Annotated in this window: 12 protein-coding genes; 8 read left to right on the top strand and 4 right to left on the bottom strand. The window is 58.2% G+C overall.

Going from position 1 to position 14209, the window contains the following annotated elements; translation table 11 throughout:
* Position 1 precedes the first annotated feature (1 nt).
* Positions 2-1099: a COX15/CtaA family protein gene (locus BR48_RS0117065; RefSeq protein WP_051615130.1), complete on the bottom strand. Its 1098-nt coding sequence runs from the start codon at positions 1097-1099 to the stop codon at positions 2-4.
* Between the two features lie 158 nt (positions 1100-1257).
* Between BR48_RS0117065 and BR48_RS0117060 the strand changes: the two genes are divergently transcribed.
* Entirely contained in the window at positions 1258-1473 is a 216-nt protein-coding gene (locus BR48_RS0117060) for a DUF2842 domain-containing protein (protein ID WP_027232416.1), read from the top strand.
* Positions 1474-1486: 13 nt separating this feature from the next.
* Here BR48_RS0117060 and BR48_RS0117055 read toward each other — a convergent pair whose 3' ends face one another.
* Positions 1487-2506, bottom strand: coding sequence for a polysaccharide deacetylase family protein (locus tag BR48_RS0117055; protein ID WP_051615128.1), 1020 nt, complete (start codon positions 2504-2506; stop codon positions 1487-1489).
* 161 nt (positions 2507-2667) lie between these two features.
* Here BR48_RS0117055 and BR48_RS24860 point away from each other — a divergent pair, with 161 nt between their 5' ends.
* Complete coding sequence (locus tag BR48_RS24860) at positions 2668-3798, top strand: GNAT family N-acetyltransferase (RefSeq protein ID WP_036814791.1); 1131 nt, start codon at positions 2668-2670, stop codon at positions 3796-3798.
* A 12-nt stretch (positions 3799-3810) separates the two neighbouring features.
* On the opposite strand, the gene BR48_RS0117045 is transcribed toward BR48_RS24860, so the two are convergent.
* Positions 3811-5958 carry a Wzz/FepE/Etk N-terminal domain-containing protein gene (locus BR48_RS0117045; RefSeq protein WP_027232414.1) on the bottom strand — a complete coding sequence of 716 codons (2148 nt, stop codon included), beginning with the start codon at positions 5956-5958 and terminating at the stop codon, positions 3811-3813.
* A 240-nt stretch (positions 5959-6198) separates the two neighbouring features.
* Between BR48_RS0117045 and BR48_RS0117040 the strand changes: the two genes are divergently transcribed.
* The 5 genes from BR48_RS0117040 to BR48_RS0117020 all read left to right on the top strand — a co-directional run bounded on the left by BR48_RS0117040 (position 6199) and on the right by BR48_RS0117020 (position 11091).
* A complete protein-coding gene (locus BR48_RS0117040) occupies positions 6199-6744 on the top strand; it encodes a polysaccharide biosynthesis/export family protein (RefSeq protein ID WP_051615126.1) in 546 nt (181 codons plus the stop codon).
* Between the two features lie 7 nt (positions 6745-6751).
* Positions 6752-7891 (top strand): glycosyltransferase family 4 protein, encoded by a 1140-nt coding sequence (locus tag BR48_RS0117035; RefSeq protein ID WP_027232412.1) that lies wholly within the window; start codon positions 6752-6754, stop codon positions 7889-7891.
* A gap of 69 nt (positions 7892-7960) precedes the next feature.
* Entirely contained in the window at positions 7961-9502 is a 1542-nt protein-coding gene (locus BR48_RS0117030; RefSeq protein ID WP_027232411.1) for an undecaprenyl-phosphate glucose phosphotransferase, read from the top strand.
* A complete protein-coding gene (locus BR48_RS0117025) occupies positions 9499-10752 on the top strand; it encodes an O-antigen ligase family protein (RefSeq protein WP_027232410.1) in 1254 nt (417 codons plus the stop codon). The genes BR48_RS0117030 and BR48_RS0117025 overlap by 4 nt, the downstream gene beginning before the upstream one ends.
* An 87-nt stretch (positions 10753-10839) precedes the next feature.
* Positions 10840-11091, top strand: coding sequence for a hypothetical protein (locus tag BR48_RS0117020; protein ID WP_027232409.1), 252 nt, complete (start codon positions 10840-10842; stop codon positions 11089-11091).
* A gap of 13 nt (positions 11092-11104) precedes the next feature.
* On the opposite strand, the gene BR48_RS0117015 is transcribed toward BR48_RS0117020, so the two are convergent.
* Positions 11105-13261, bottom strand: a complete 2157-nt coding sequence (locus BR48_RS0117015; protein ID WP_027232408.1) for a mechanosensitive ion channel family protein — start codon at positions 13259-13261, stop codon at positions 11105-11107.
* Between the two features lie 348 nt (positions 13262-13609).
* Here BR48_RS0117015 and BR48_RS0117010 point away from each other — a divergent pair, with 348 nt between their 5' ends.
* Positions 13610-13891, top strand: a complete 282-nt coding sequence (locus tag BR48_RS0117010; protein WP_027232407.1) for a hypothetical protein — start codon at positions 13610-13612, stop codon at positions 13889-13891.
* Positions 13892-14209: the final 318 nt, after the last annotated feature.

Raw genomic sequence — 14209 nt, 5'->3', positions numbered from 1 at the left:
GCTATCTTCCCGCGATTACCTCGGTCTCATGTGGATAGCTGCCCTTTGTGGCGCGCCAGTGCGCGACCGAAAACCCGAGCAGAACGATTGCAAAGCCTTGATGAAGAAGGCCAAGGCCGATTGGCACCATCATCAAGAGCGTCGTGATGCCGATCGCCGCCTGCAGCGCGACAATCACCGCGAGAAGCACGGCGCGGCGTGCATGGGTCGTGCCCGGTGCACTGCGGCTGACTGAGACGGCCTGCCAGATCGCCACGAGGAAGACGAAATAAGCAAAGCAGCGATGGACGAACTGCACCGTCTTCGGATTCTCGAAGAAGTTGTGCCAGATCGGCTGGATCGGGAAAAGATCGCCCGGAACCATCGAGCCATCCATCAACGGCCAGGTGTTATAGGATAGTCCCGCGTCGAGACCCGCGACGAGCGCACCAAGATAGATCTGGATGAATACCAATACGACAAACCAGCCGGCAAAGCGCTGGATCGCGCGCTTCGCCGGGGCTTCGGAATATACGGCAAGACCCCGCGCCACATACATTACCGCCGCAAAGATGATGCAGGCGAGCGTCAGGTGGGTGGCCAAACGATATTGGCTGACGTCGATGCGGTCTACGAGCCCGGACGCCACCATCCACCAGCCAACCGCACCCTGCAGCGCGCCGAGGGCGAGGATGCCGACCATGCGCGGCTTCAGGCGGCGCTCCAGACGGCCGGTGAGCCAGAAGAAGGCAAGCGGCAAGGCGACGAGAAAGCCGACGCTGCGTGCGAGAAAGCGATGCGCCCATTCCCACCAGAAAATCTGCCGGAACTCGGAAAGGCTCATGCCCTTGTTCAGCCGTTCGTACTGGGGAATCTGGCGATACTTGTCGAATTCCTCGATCCACTGGTCGTGACCGAGGGGCGGAATGATGCCGTGGATCGGCTTCCATTCTGTGATCGAAAGACCGGAGCCGGTCATGCGCGTGGCTCCGCCGACGATGACGATCGTGGCGAGGACAATAAGGACCAGATAAAGCCAGATCCGCACGTACTGGCGGTTGCGAGCTTCGCGATCCTGAATGAGGCTGATCGCGCCGGCGCTGATTGTCTGATCGGTCATCGCATACTCCTGTCGGTCGCGGATAGGTGCCGCATAAAGGTGGCGAAGACAAGCTGGGTTCGCGCGACACGCCGTCGCGTTTTTCCAGCATGGCGGGCTTTTTGACTTTTCGATCGGGTTTTTAGGCGCTACAGGAAGCGCTGAACTTGGAGAATGCGATGCCGGTCCGGCTGAAGAAACTTATTGGTACATTTCTGCTCGTGGCGCTGGTATGTGTCTACGCCATCATCGCGACGGTCTTCGCGGTTGCCCTCCTCGCCAATGCCAGCCCCTGGATCCATCTCCTCTATTTCTTCGGCACGGGGATATTGTGGGTCGTCCCGGCAATGTTCATCATCAGCTGGATGGAAAAGGCGCCGAAGAAGAAGGCCTGAGCCTGGCGCGGCATTAATCGCCCTGCACAACCCTGCGCCCGGCATTGGCAATGGGTGTCGTCACCCCGCTCATCATCGTCTGGGCATATACGAGTTTCTGGAAGCGACCGTTGATCGATATGCGTGGCAGTGCATGCAGATTGGTTCGGTGTTCGACATGGATCGTGCCATGGCGCGTCGTCACCGCCGAAACGAAGCCCTCGTCCTTCGCTATCTCCGCTTCACGCCTGCCGGCCGCCTTGGCGGACCCGTAGGGAAATGCAAAGTGGACAGGGCGTTTGCCGAGATGATCGCCGATCATATCAGCCGATTGGCGCATTTCCTGGGCGACCATGCCGGCGGTCAGACGTTTGAGGTTGTAGTGGTGCACCGTGTGGCCGCCGATCGTGCACAAGGGATCGGCCGAAATTTGCTGCAATTCCTTCCAGGTCATGACGTCCTGATCTGCCGCAACGCCGCACAATATACCGGCCTCGGTGCACATTTCGCGCAGGACCGGCAATTGCTCCAGTTCCGTCAATGTATATGAGAAATATCGCATAAGGCCATGAAAAGCAGCGCGTTTCTGAAGGACCGTGGAGCAGCGCCACTCCGGCCCTCCCGGCACCTTGATGTGTGTCGTCTGCGCGACCAGCTTTTCGACGACTTCCCACCAGAGCACCGCTGCGCCTTCGATAAAGCCCGGCGCCACATAGACCGTAAATGGGACGTGATGCTTCTGGAACACGGGATATGCATGGTTAAGATTGTCGTTGTAGCCATCGTCAAGCGTTACCGCGACAAAACGCCGATCGCTGCGAACGCCGTTCTGAACGCGATCGGCCATCTGGTCCATCGACACGAACTCGGTGCCCTCCGCTTTTAGCGAGACAAGAATCTCGTCGAGAAATTTGGGGGTGATGGACAGCGAGCGTGTTACACCGAGCGGACTTATGCAATCGGGACGGACGCGGTGCAGCATGATGATCGAACCAAGCCCGCCAAAGCGATTGCGCGCGCCTTGCGCGAAACCACTATGCCAAGCCAGTCGCATCACGGCTTTGCGTAATAAATCAGCCGTGTGGACCATTCTTTCACCAATTTACGCTAATCAAGAATAATCGGAGGGTTGTTTTCAGGAATTCATGCAACCTAAATGTTTAAAAAATACTGATCAATGAGTCCTCTTTAACTTTCTCCCCGACGGAAAACAATATGGCTCCTTCCCGGCTTGTGCCTCGAATCGTTGTCGATGCCAGCGAAGCAACGACTTTATGGAATGCCTTTGCAGGTGAGTTTCTCGCGGGCGCTGCGCAGACTGCACAGTGGTTCTCCTGCTGGCAATCATCCGCCAATTCCGATTGTCTCGTTGCGGCACTTTTAATGGACGGCGCCCCTGTACTCCTCCTGCCGCTGGAGGTCGAGCGACGAGGAAGCTTGCGCATTGCGTGCTATGTCGGCGGACCCCACGCAAACTGCAATTTTCCCGCACTTTTACCCACGCTCTCGATCACTCAAGACGATCTCAACGGTCTCTTTCAGGCGTTGCACAGGGCGAGGCCCGACATCGACATCGTTACGCTGTCACGCCAGCTCCCCGAGCTTGCCGGGGCTGCCAATCCACTTATGCAGTTGCAACATCGCACAAACCCCAATATCAGCCTCGCCATCCGGCTTGATGGCAGTTTCGAGACCGTCCTCAACCGCCACAATTCAAAGCGAAAGATGAAGAAGCATCGGCACGTGGTCCGGCGCTATGACGACGCAGGGGGCTTCAAGATCGTCACGGCTGCCAGCGCCGCCGAAAGCAGGAACATGCTCGACGATTATTTTGCCTGGAAGTCTGATCGCCTGGCGCGGGCAGGCATCACGAACACCTATGAGCCGAAGGGCGTTAAGGAGTTTTTTCACCGCTTGTTTGCCGACGAAACAAATGCCGCCTCGCCGCGTTTTCAGTTGCGGGCTCTGGAAGTCAAAGGCAAATATCGGGCGGTTCTCGGCAAATCCCACGCCAAGGGAATGACCTTCATCGACTTCGTCGGGATCGCCGACGACGAACTCGTCAGTACGAGCCCGGGTGAATTCCTGTTCTATAAGGATATCGAGGAAAGCTGCGGCTCTGATCTCGCCATCTATAGTTTCGGCATCGGGGACGAGCCGTACAAGCGCAGCTGGAGCGAAATCGAGACGCCAACCTACGACAATGACATCAGCTTGACTGCCAAGGGACGCTTGTTCTCGCTCTATCTCGGTGCACGCGGCTCAGTGGTGCGCCGGATCAAGCAGAACGAAAAAGTCTGGGCGATGGTCAAGACGGCCCGCGCGAAGCTCCGCGGCCAATCCTAGCAGGGCCGAGCTCTAGGCAGAGCGAACAATCCTTCCGCCATCGAGCCGCAACTGTTCCTTGTTGAATGCGGTCAGAAGTTCCGGCTGCAGGAGCTTGGCGTCAAACACCGCCTTTGCTGTCGCCACCACATCAGGATCATCGGGGTCGACGACGCAGAGGATAAGCTCGGTGCCGTCGGCTATGATATGTTTCAACTCCTTGACGGTGGCCGCACCACCATCGATCACGACAAGATCATAAGCCGATTGCAAGGCATTGAGGATCATGGGCAGACGACCAACCGATTGCATTGCCTTGGCCGGGTCGTGATTGCCGAGCGGAATGACCTCGGCCTGCGAATAGTGATCAGGGTGGATCACATCGCTGAAATGCTTGTCGGATACGAGCAGATTGGTAATGCCCGGAAGGTTCTTCTCGTCGAGCATGGAACGGCCAATCTCGCCGGAGCCGGTCATGTCGATGAGGATGACCCGCACGCCGCGGTCGGCAAGCTCGCGGACCAGCAATATGGTCAGGGCCGAAGCTTCATCGCCCTCCGGGGAAACAACGACCGCTCGCGCCGCCCCACTTGCCATCAGCCGGGCGGCCACATTGGCAACGCCCGAATAGTCCGGTTGCACCGGAACAGTGAGTGCCTCCTCCGCCGCAGTTTCGATTGCTCGAAGCGGGGTTTCTTCCGGCCCTGAAATCGCGAGCGTCGCCGGACTGAGCGGGAGTGCGGGAGGCACGGGTTCCGGGAGGGCCTCCTGCGCATTGTAAGCAGGGCGCAGGGCCGCTCCGGTAAACAGCGCACGCAGCAGGGTGAAAATGCTCAGCAACAGCAGTGACGCGACGAATGCCGCAATGGTCATCGGCAAAATCTTCGGAAAATAGGGCTCGATTGGCCGGTCGGCCCGCGAAAAAATGCGGGCATCCGCGGGCATCGAGCTGCGGTCGATCCGCGACGAGGCCTCGCGGTAGCGGGTCAAATAGGATTCGAGCAATTGTCGCTGGGCTGTGGCCTCGCGCTCAAGCGCGCGCAACTCCACCTCTTCTTCGCCGGCCCTCGACGATTGCGCCTTCAATTCATCGAGCGAGCGCATCAGTTGGGCTTCGCGCAGGCGCGACGTCTCAGCCTCGCTTTCGAGCGAGCCCTGAACCTTGCGGGCTTCGAGCCGGATCTGCTGGTTGAGATCGGCAAGCTGCGAGCGCAATGCCTTGATGCGCGGATGTCCGCTCAAAAGCGTGGATGACTGGTCGGCAATGTCATTGTTGAGCTGCACCTGCCGCTCGCGCAGCCGCTGGATCAGGGGCGATGCCATCACGTCTGGCAGCGTTTCGACAGCTGCACCATTGGCAAGCGCCGTACGCACGCTTTCGGCCTTTGCTTCGGTCGCAGCGCGATTGGCACGAACACGCGACAATTCCGAGGAAAGCTCGGATAATTGCTGCGTTGCAAGCACGGCATTGTTCTGGCCGATAAGGAGATCGGACGAACTGCGGAAAGCTGCGACTTTGGCCTCGGCTTCCTTAACGCGCTTGCTGAGATCGTCGATTTCAGGTTGCAGCCAGCCCGTGGCGTCTTCGTTCGATTGCGACTTCGATGCCTGCTGAGTGGCAATATATTCGTCGGCAATGGCGTTGGCGACCGCGGCAGCGAGCGCCGGGTCCTTTGACGAAAACTGGACGACGATGACGCGTGAGTTCTGTACTGCATAGACGACAAGCCGATCGCGCACGCCCTGAAGAATATAGTCGTCGCGGGTCTCTACGTCCGGGTTCTTGCCAATACCCACCTCGCCGAAGAAGCGTCCGATTGCCGATGGCTCGGCTCCAGCGGAAAGTTCGGGATTCTTGCCGAGGTCGAGCTTGACGATGACGCGCTTCAGGAGATCGGAAGAATTGATCACCTCGACCTGGCTCTTGATGCCCTCCTGATCGATGACCGCCCGATCGTCCGCCTGCTGCGTCGTCGGACGGGTGAATATCGACTCCCGCGTCTCGATGAGTATCCGTGTTTCCGCCCGATATTTTGGCGAAACGGACGACAAGGCAGCAAATGCCAACCCCGTCAGCAGAATTGAGCCGAGGAGGATGCGCCACTTGCTTCGCCAAAGGCTGGCGAACAAGGCACCTATATCAATGTCTACATCGTTACCGACAGTGCTCGCCCCGGCCATTCATGCAACTCCACTTCGATCGGCGACATGGTAAATGCCTATGGTAACCAGCGCGTTAAGAATATCTGCTGCGAATGCATGATCAAATTGAGGCATACTATTCTTAAGCACATGAAGCGCCGGCCTTTGCCGATATTTTACCAGCCATTAACCCTAATGAATTGATAATCCCAGCAAGAATCGAGAATTCTCGTTGCAACTGTCGTTAGGGTTCAGGCCGTGTCCAGCAAACAGATCTTAATGGTCGCCATTGGCGTGCTATCGATGACGCTCGGTGGATGCGCCAGTTACCGGCCGGCTCCCCCTGCTTTCAACGCAGCGATCAACAAGCCGTACCTCTTGGATGCCGGCGACCGCATACGTCTGACCGTCTTCGATCAGGAGGGTATCACCAATACCTATAGCGTGGACCAGGCCGGCTATATATCGGTTCCGCTTGTCGGAAGCGTTCCTGCCCGCGGCAAGACGATACAACAGATCGAGGCGGCGGTTGCCGCCAAACTTCGCAAAGGCTTCTTGCGCGATCCTGACGTGGCAGTGGAGATCGACCGATATCGTCCTGTCTTCATCATGGGCGAAGTCGGCGCAGCTGGCCAATATTCCTACGTTCCCGGCATGACCGCTCAAAAGGCGATTGCCGCTGCCGGCGGGTTCACGCCGCGCGCTAACCAGGCGGATGTCGACATTACTCGTCAGATCAATGGCGAGAGCCTGACCGGCCGCGTCATCATTTCCGAACAGGTGCTGCCCGGCGACACGCTCTACGTGCGCGAACGGTTCTTCTGATCCTGTCATGACGAACGAGAAATCGCTGCGGATTGTCCACTGCTTTCGCGCTCCCGTCGGCGGGATATTCCGTCATGTTCGCGACCTCATCGATGCGCAGGTGGCCGCGGGGCACAAGGTTGGCGTCATCTGTGACGCGTCCACTGGCGGCGCCTTCGAGGAAGCGCTGCTCGACGAGATGCGCGGCAAGCTTGAACTTGGCCTCGAGCGGATCGCCATGCAACGCCAGATCGGTCCCGGCGATGCCATTGCCGCGTTCCGCACCTACAAGATCATCGCCAGGATGGCTCCCGATGTCCTCCATGGCCACGGCGCAAAAGGCGGCACCTATGCGCGCCTTTTCGGATCGATGCTGCGGCGGTTTACCGGCACGAAGGTCGCGCGCTTCTATTCGCCTCACGGCGGGAGCCTCCACTTCGATCCCGCAAGCATGCAGGGGCGCGTCATTTTTAGCGTTGAGCGGCTGCTGGAGCGGATGACCGACCGGATCATATTCGTTTCGGCCTATGAGCAAGGCGTCTATTCCAAGAAGATCGGTGTCCCGCGCTGCGGACATGCACTGATCTATAATGGCCTCAAGGACAGCGAGTTCGAACCAGTCCCTTTGGACGGCGATGCGGCGGACTTCCTCTTCATTGGCGAGATTCGCGAACTGAAAGGACCGGATATTTTTATAAGCGCGCTGGCGCAGGCAAGCGCCGCATCCGGACACACGTTGAGAGCCGTCACGATCGGGGATGGCAAAGATCGCGCCGCCGTAGTCGAGCAGGCGCAAAGGGACGGTTTGGGCTCGCACATTCGCTTTCTGATGCCCATGAAGGCGCGCGAAGCTTTTAGGCTCGCCAAGGTGGTTGTCATTCCCTCGCGTGCCGAGGCCCTGCCCTATATTGTGCTTGAAGCACTTGCCGCCGGACGTCCGGTCATCGCCAGCCGGGTTGGCGGAATTCCTGAAATTCTTGGCGAAACGTCGCTCGCGCTCGTCGAGCCGAACGCCGAGGCGCTGGCGAAAACCATGACGCGCGCCATCGGCGATCTTCCTGCTTTCAAGTCGCTGCTTCCCGATAGACACGCCCTTCGCGAGAAGTTCGGCGTAGCTAACATGGCCGCACGCCTGGAGGCCGAGTACTTCTCGGCACTTGCAACATAAGATTAGTTTCTTTTCTGTATTTCAGGGCGATCCGTGCTAATTAGGGCCGCTACAACTTCAGGGTCAATCATGAAAGACAGAAAAGCCGACCACGGGTTTTCGCGCGATGCTGTGCGCAACGTTGCTTCGCGGCCCGCCAAGCCGGTCGAGGAGAAGGCTAAACTGAGCCCCATCGCTCACGCCATTGCCTCCCAATATGCGCGCAATACCAATTCTCCCGTCATGATCAGCGGTGTCATGCGCATCATCGAATTCGCAATCATTGCGTTTGTCGGTTTTGCCGTCTTCATCATCTATGTCGGCTCGCCTGCGAATTCTTTGATGCACTACACAGCCGCGATATTCGCAACGGCAACGCTAAGCATCCTCTTTCTCGAGTTTGCGGACAGCTACCAGCTTGCGGTCATGCGCGATCCGTTTCATACGATCGGCCGCCTTGTCTTGAGCATTTCCGGTGCTTTTGCCCTGATCTCGCTGGCTGGTTTCTTCCTCAAGGTCTCCGAGGATTTCTCGCGCCTCTGGTTCGGGGCCTGGTATGTGACCGCGCTCGTCGCCTTTGTCGGTTTTCGCCTCGTCATGTCGAGGTTGATCCGCCGCTGGGCCCGCAACGGCAAGATGGAACGCCGCGCGGTGATCGTCGGCGGCGGCAAGCCGGCCGAGGAACTGATCCGGTCGATCGAACAGCAGCCATACAATGATATTCGCATCTGCGGGGTCTTCGACGATCGCGACGCCAAGCGCTCGCCTGCCGTCGTCGCCGGCTATCCCAAGCTCGGCAATATTGCCGAACTCATCGAGTTCGCCCGTATCGCGCATATCGACATGCTCATTGTTTCGCTGCCGATCACGGCCGAGGCGCGCGTCCTTTCCCTGTTGAAGCAATTATGGGTGCTCCCGGTCGATATCCGGCTTTCCGCGCACAATAATCACCTGCAGTTCCGGCCCCGCGCCTATTCCTATATCGGCTCGGTCGCGATGATCGACCTTTTCGACAAGCCGATCAATGATTGGGATTCGGTGGCAAAACGCGCCTTCGACATCTTCTTCAGCCTATTGGGACTTATCATCTTCAGCCCGGTCATCATTGGCACGGCAATCGCCATCAAACTCGAGAGCAAGGGTCCGGTGATTTTCAAGCAGCAGCGGCACGGCTTCAACAACGAGTTGATAGAGGTGTGGAAATTCCGTTCGATGTTCACCGACATGTGCGATCCGACCGCCCGCAACGCCGTGGTGAAGGACGATCCGCGCGTGACCCGCGTTGGCCGTTTCATCCGCAAGAGTTCGATCGATGAACTGCCGCAGTTCTTTAATTCGCTGATGGGCACGCTCTCTCTCGTCGGCCCGCGGCCGCATGCTGTCTACGCCCACACCCGCAATCTTCTTTATCATGAAGTCGTCGACGGTTACTTCGCCCGCCACCGGGTGAAGCCCGGCGTCACCGGCTGGGCCCAGATCAATGGCTGGCGCGGCGAGGTCGATTCCGATGAAAAGATCAAGATGCGCACCGAGTTCGACCTTTACTACATTGAAAACTGGTCGCTCTGGTTCGACCTCAAGATCCTGTTCCTGACGCCGATCCGCCTCCTTAACACGGACAACGCCTATTGAGCGCACTCACAACCACGAGTGAAGCTGACAAGGCGAAGCACGCGCTAAAGAACCGCGCCCTGATCGGGCTTATTTCGACGTTTGCTGTGGGGCTTGGGGTGTTTCTGAGCGGCTTCGTCATCGACGAGCCAGCGCCCTATGAACTCTATATGGCCGGGCTTATCGGCATCTGGGCGCTTTTCGGCCTTCGGCTGTCGCGCACCGTTGCCGTGCTGCTGGCGATCCTTGTCGTATTCAATGTCGGCGGCGTGATTTCCATGGGCCAGATGCCCGAACTGAAGACGGCGCCTATGTATATTGCCGTGTCGCTGTTTCTTTGCTTCACCGCCGTTTTCTACGCTGCCATCATCAATGCCAACGAACGAATCCTGTCGATGATGTTCAAGGCCTACATTCTTTCAGCGGTATGCACGTCGCTGCTTGGCATTCTCGGCTATTTCGACGCGTTTCCCGGTGCGGACATATTCACCCGCTACGGCCGCGCCATGGGCGCATTCCAGGACCCCAACGTCTTCGGGCCGTTCCTGATGCTGCCGCTTGCCTGGCTGGTTCACGGCGTTCTGGTCGGCGATCTGCGCGCCCTGCCCGTCCGGCTCGTTCCGATCCTGATCATTACGCTCGGTGTATTTCTTTCCTTCTCGCGCGCGGCCTGGGGCATGGCGGTGTTCATGATCGCGGGCGTTGCCTTCGTCCTCTTCATTCGCAACCCCAGCCCGAAATTTCGCCTGCGGATCATCGTGCTTGCCGGCCTTGCGGTCGTGTCCGTTCTGCTTGCCGTCCTCATCGCCCTGCAGATACCAAGTGTCTCCGAGCTCTTCACGGCGCGCGCGCAGCTGGTCCAGGATTATGATGAAGCCCAGTTCGGACGCTTTGCCCGCCATTGGTATGGGCTGTTGATGTCGATCGATCGCCCACTCGGGATCGGTCCACTTGAGTTCGGCCCAATCTTCGGCGAAGACACGCACAATATCTGGCTGAAGGCTTCGCTCGACTATGGCTGGATCGGCTTCATCAGCTATCTGACCCTGACCATGCTGACGCTCGGATTTGGCCTTCGAATTCTCTTTCGCGAGCGGCCGTGGCAGCCCTATTTGCTGTGCGCCTACCTCGCCTATGTCGCCCATGTGGCAATCGGCAATATCATCGACACCGACCACTGGCGCCATTTCTGGCTGCTTGTCGGCATTATCTGGGGCTGCGTCGCGCTGGAAACGCGCTACCAGAACCGAAGGTCGAGTTTTCCGGCATAAGGCTGTGGCAATTTAAACATTTTGATTTATAAATCTTCTCCAGGCGTTCGGGGGATACGAGACGCCAATATCGAGGGTGGACCGCCGTTGACCTTTTTCGACGATGACAATCCAAACTATTCGAAAGTGGACGGCGAACTCATGCAGTTCGCCCTCGACAATGCCGCCAAGAGGCTCGGACTTTCAGACAAGAATGATCCCGAGTTCAATACGCTCGCACGTTTCGTCCGGGCGGCATTCATCATCGGCAACCGCGACGCAACGGCAATGGCTGAATTTGCGGTCGATGCCGTCATCATGCGGCGCAAGCGTATCGGTGCAGACACTATTGCGCCCTGAACCGAACTAAGCTTCAGCCTTCCCCTTCAGCTGCCTTCGCTGCCTCTGCAGCCTTCTTGCGGTTCAACGTGTCGCGGGCGGCCGCGGCGGAGGTCGCGGAGTGATCCTCGTTTCCGGCAACCTGGACGGTCGGAGAAGCGAAACCAATGCCATTTTCGGCAAAGGCTTCGCGGATCATCGCATAAGCGCGGCGGCGAATGGTGGATTGATGCCCCGGCTTGGTCATCATGGCAAAGCTTAAGTTGATGCCGTAGTCGCCAAAGGCTTCGACGCCCTTCATCTTTACGGTTTCGATGATCTGTGGACCCATTTCCGGATCGTCGAGCAAGGCAGCCCCTACCCCCTTCACCACCTTTTTGACTTTGGCAATGTCCGTGTCGTAGTTCACGGATATCAGGAACTTGTCGATCACCCAGTCGCGGCTCATGTTCTGCACCGCGCCGAGCGTGCCGAAAGGAACCGTGAAGATCGGACCCCTGTGGTGTCGCAGCTTTACCGATCGAATGCTGAACGACTCGACAGTGCCCTTGTAGCTGCCGCTCTGGATATATTCGCCAACACGAAACGCATCGTCGGTCATATAGAAGACGCCGCTGATGACATCCTTCACCAGCGATTGCGAGCCAAATCCGATGGCAACGCCAAAGATGCCGGCACCGGCGATCAATGGCCCGATCTCGACGCCGAGGCCGGAAAGCACCATCATGACCGCGATAGTCACGATCAGCACGGCGAGGAAATTGCGCAGGATCGGCAGGAGTGTCAGCAGACGGCCACTGCGGGCAAGCTCGGCCTCGTCGCCGCCTTCGATGCGTGCACGTTCGATACGCCGATTGATCAGGCCCTTCGCCAATTGCCAAAGAAGATCGGCGGCAAGCAGAATGACGACGCCGCTCAAGACCCCACGAATGAGGCGCGTAGCGCTTTCGTCGCCCATCAGGCCGCTTGCGCGGAACCTTGCAACCGATGCGAGCCAGGCGACCGCGATGATAATGACTATGGCTCGCGCGCCGCGCTCCATGAGCACTTCGAAAATCGCACTGCGTGACTTGGCCGCCTCTTCATCGCTCCCGAAGAAGGAGCGAACGATGGCGCTCGTCGCCCGCAAGATCGGGGGAAGCACGAGCGCGTAGATACCGACCCAGAGCAAAAGGCCGAGGCCCGCGATCCAAAGCAGCCAAAGGACGCACAAGTAGAAGGTGAGCAACCATTCCTTTAAACGATAGACCTTTGATTCCGTTTGCGCTTCCGGGCGGCGCCATACTGCTTCGATCCCAATTGCAAGCAGACCAAGGCCGAGAATGTAGACCAGAAGACTTCGAACGTTCGGCGTGAAATTCAGAACGTCCATCAGGCCGGCCAAAGCCCAACCGGCGAAGAAAATGAAGGCAAATGCACCGACGCGCGGATACCAGAATTTCGCCTTGACGTCGTCCATGGGGATCAAGCGCAGTTGCGGGTGCACGCCGTCGCTCGCATAGGCGCGGTGCGTGCCGAGAAGGACCGCCGTTATCTGCATGATGGCGCGCCAGGCGATGAGCGCAATCAGCAATGGTAGAACCAACTGGGAAAGCAGTGGCGGCCAGGTGAAAGCAAGAAAAGCGCCGACGCTGGCGATTGCAAAGACAACGAGCGGCGCAATGGCGATGAATATCGCCTTGCCGATTACGTGATGGCGCGCGGTGGTACGGGCCTCGGTGACGTTGGCAAGGCTGCGTTCATGGGCACGGCCAACCAGGCGTCGGAAAATAAACTCGGCGCCGAATCCAAGCGCGGCAAAGCCCGCGAACAGAACGAGGATGGCCCCCGGTCCGCGACCATGCACTTCGGTCATGATCGTGTCGCTGGCTTCCTCGAACTCACCCGGCACTTCCGGAATAGCCTCGCCGATCCCACGTAAATGCGCGCGGATCGCGTTGGACCACTTCATGAAATCATTCGCCGACGCGCCCATCGACCCTTCCGTTGCCGGCGCGGCATTCTTTTTCTCGAGCCACGCCTTGACCTCGGGATCATCGAGGAGCTTCAAAATCTGTTCGACTTTCGCTGGAGGCGGCGCAGGCGCTGTCTGCGCGCGGGCAGTTGCGGCACAGCCTATGAAGGCGATCAGGCCCAGTGCAAGGAGCGCGAGCGCTCTCGCAGCCCATACCCGAAACACGACACTACCCATCAATCCGCCCCCAACAAAATTTCTCTCACTATGCCCCACAATATGCCGAACTGCCTTACGAATAAATTGCTGTATCAATGCACCCGAGCGAACCCGGAATCGCCCGCCGAAGCGGGCATGCTGGCAAGGGAGATCAGCCATCAATTGCCGGGCCCGCTCGGGTGGGGCAATCGGAGGGAGGCACCCTGGTTGCCCGTCCGATGTTCGGTCAAATAAAGTGCCGCGTCAAAGTTGTTACAGTAACATCGTTGCAATTGGGTATAGTGCCGAGCATCTTCTTGGCGACGGCAATAGCCTGTTCGGTCGGATCTCCACCTGAATAGATCCACTTTTGCTTGGGGTTAGAGCATGAAATTCATCTTTGCGGCTCTCGTTGCTTTCTTCTGCATCGCAAACCTGGCTGAGGCGCAAACGATGGAAAAGAACATGCTGGAGCGCCGGACCGCCCGCGCGATCCGCAACGCGGGATTCTGGTGCGATCAGGTATCGAACGCCTATGTCGACAAGGTATTGTCTTCGACGGGCCCGACGGTCGTGCGCGTCACCTGCGACGACAAGACCCGGTTCGAGCAATATAAGTTGACGATGACCAAGGACAACAAGATCGCGAAGATCGAAGTCTGGAAGTAACGCCACGTCGAAGCGACGGCCGACGCTAATGCAGGCGGATCAAGCCTCCGACGTGCCCGCAGAGGCTACATGCCCGCGGTGCGCAGCAGCATCAGGATCGATACCCACAGGACCAGCATGCTGGTGAGACCGATGACGTAGTAGTTTGGTGAGTGTTCCATGAGAGCGCTTGTACAATGCCGAGGTTTTTAAATTGCTAAATCGCACCACTACAATTTGAACCACTCATAATTTTTTGCCGACTTGTCCAAATGCGTCGCCCGCCCCTTTAACCCATTTGGGGGGAGAGTGTTCGTCCATCGTGCATGTTACGATGCC

Origin of the sequence: Phyllobacterium sp. UNC302MFCol5.2, assembly GCF_000686005.1 — a bacterium.
GTDB lineage: Bacteria > Pseudomonadota > Alphaproteobacteria > Rhizobiales > Rhizobiaceae > Phyllobacterium > Phyllobacterium pellucidum.
Note: the sequence above shows the minus strand (reverse complement) of the source record. Positions and strands in the feature narration are given on the sequence as shown.

What these genes read in the sequence shown, in the direction of transcription:
- BR48_RS0117035 (WP_027232412.1), top strand. Translation starts at nt 6,752, where the DNA reads ATGACGAACGAGAAATCGCTGCGGATTGTCCACTGCTTTCGCGCTCCC.
- BR48_RS0117010 (WP_027232407.1), top strand. Translation starts at nt 13,610, where the DNA reads ATGAAATTCATCTTTGCGGCTCTCGTTGCTTTCTTCTGCATCGCAAAC.
- BR48_RS0117040 (WP_051615126.1), top strand. Translation starts at nt 6,199, where the DNA reads ATGGTCGCCATTGGCGTGCTATCGATGACGCTCGGTGGATGCGCCAGT.
- BR48_RS0117045 (WP_027232414.1), bottom strand. Translation starts at nt 5,958, where the DNA reads ATGGCCGGGGCGAGCACTGTCGGTAACGATGTAGACATTGATATAGGT.
- BR48_RS0117015 (WP_027232408.1), bottom strand. Translation starts at nt 13,261, where the DNA reads ATGGGTAGTGTCGTGTTTCGGGTATGGGCTGCGAGAGCGCTCGCGCTC.
- BR48_RS24860 (WP_036814791.1), top strand. Translation starts at nt 2,668, where the DNA reads ATGGCTCCTTCCCGGCTTGTGCCTCGAATCGTTGTCGATGCCAGCGAA.
- BR48_RS0117030 (WP_027232411.1), top strand. Translation starts at nt 7,961, where the DNA reads ATGAAAGACAGAAAAGCCGACCACGGGTTTTCGCGCGATGCTGTGCGC.
- BR48_RS0117055 (WP_051615128.1), bottom strand. Translation starts at nt 2,506, where the DNA reads ATGCGACTGGCTTGGCATAGTGGTTTCGCGCAAGGCGCGCGCAATCGC.
- BR48_RS0117065 (WP_051615130.1), bottom strand. Translation starts at nt 1,099, where the DNA reads ATGACCGATCAGACAATCAGCGCCGGCGCGATCAGCCTCATTCAGGAT.
- BR48_RS0117060 (WP_027232416.1), top strand. Translation starts at nt 1,258, where the DNA reads ATGCCGGTCCGGCTGAAGAAACTTATTGGTACATTTCTGCTCGTGGCG.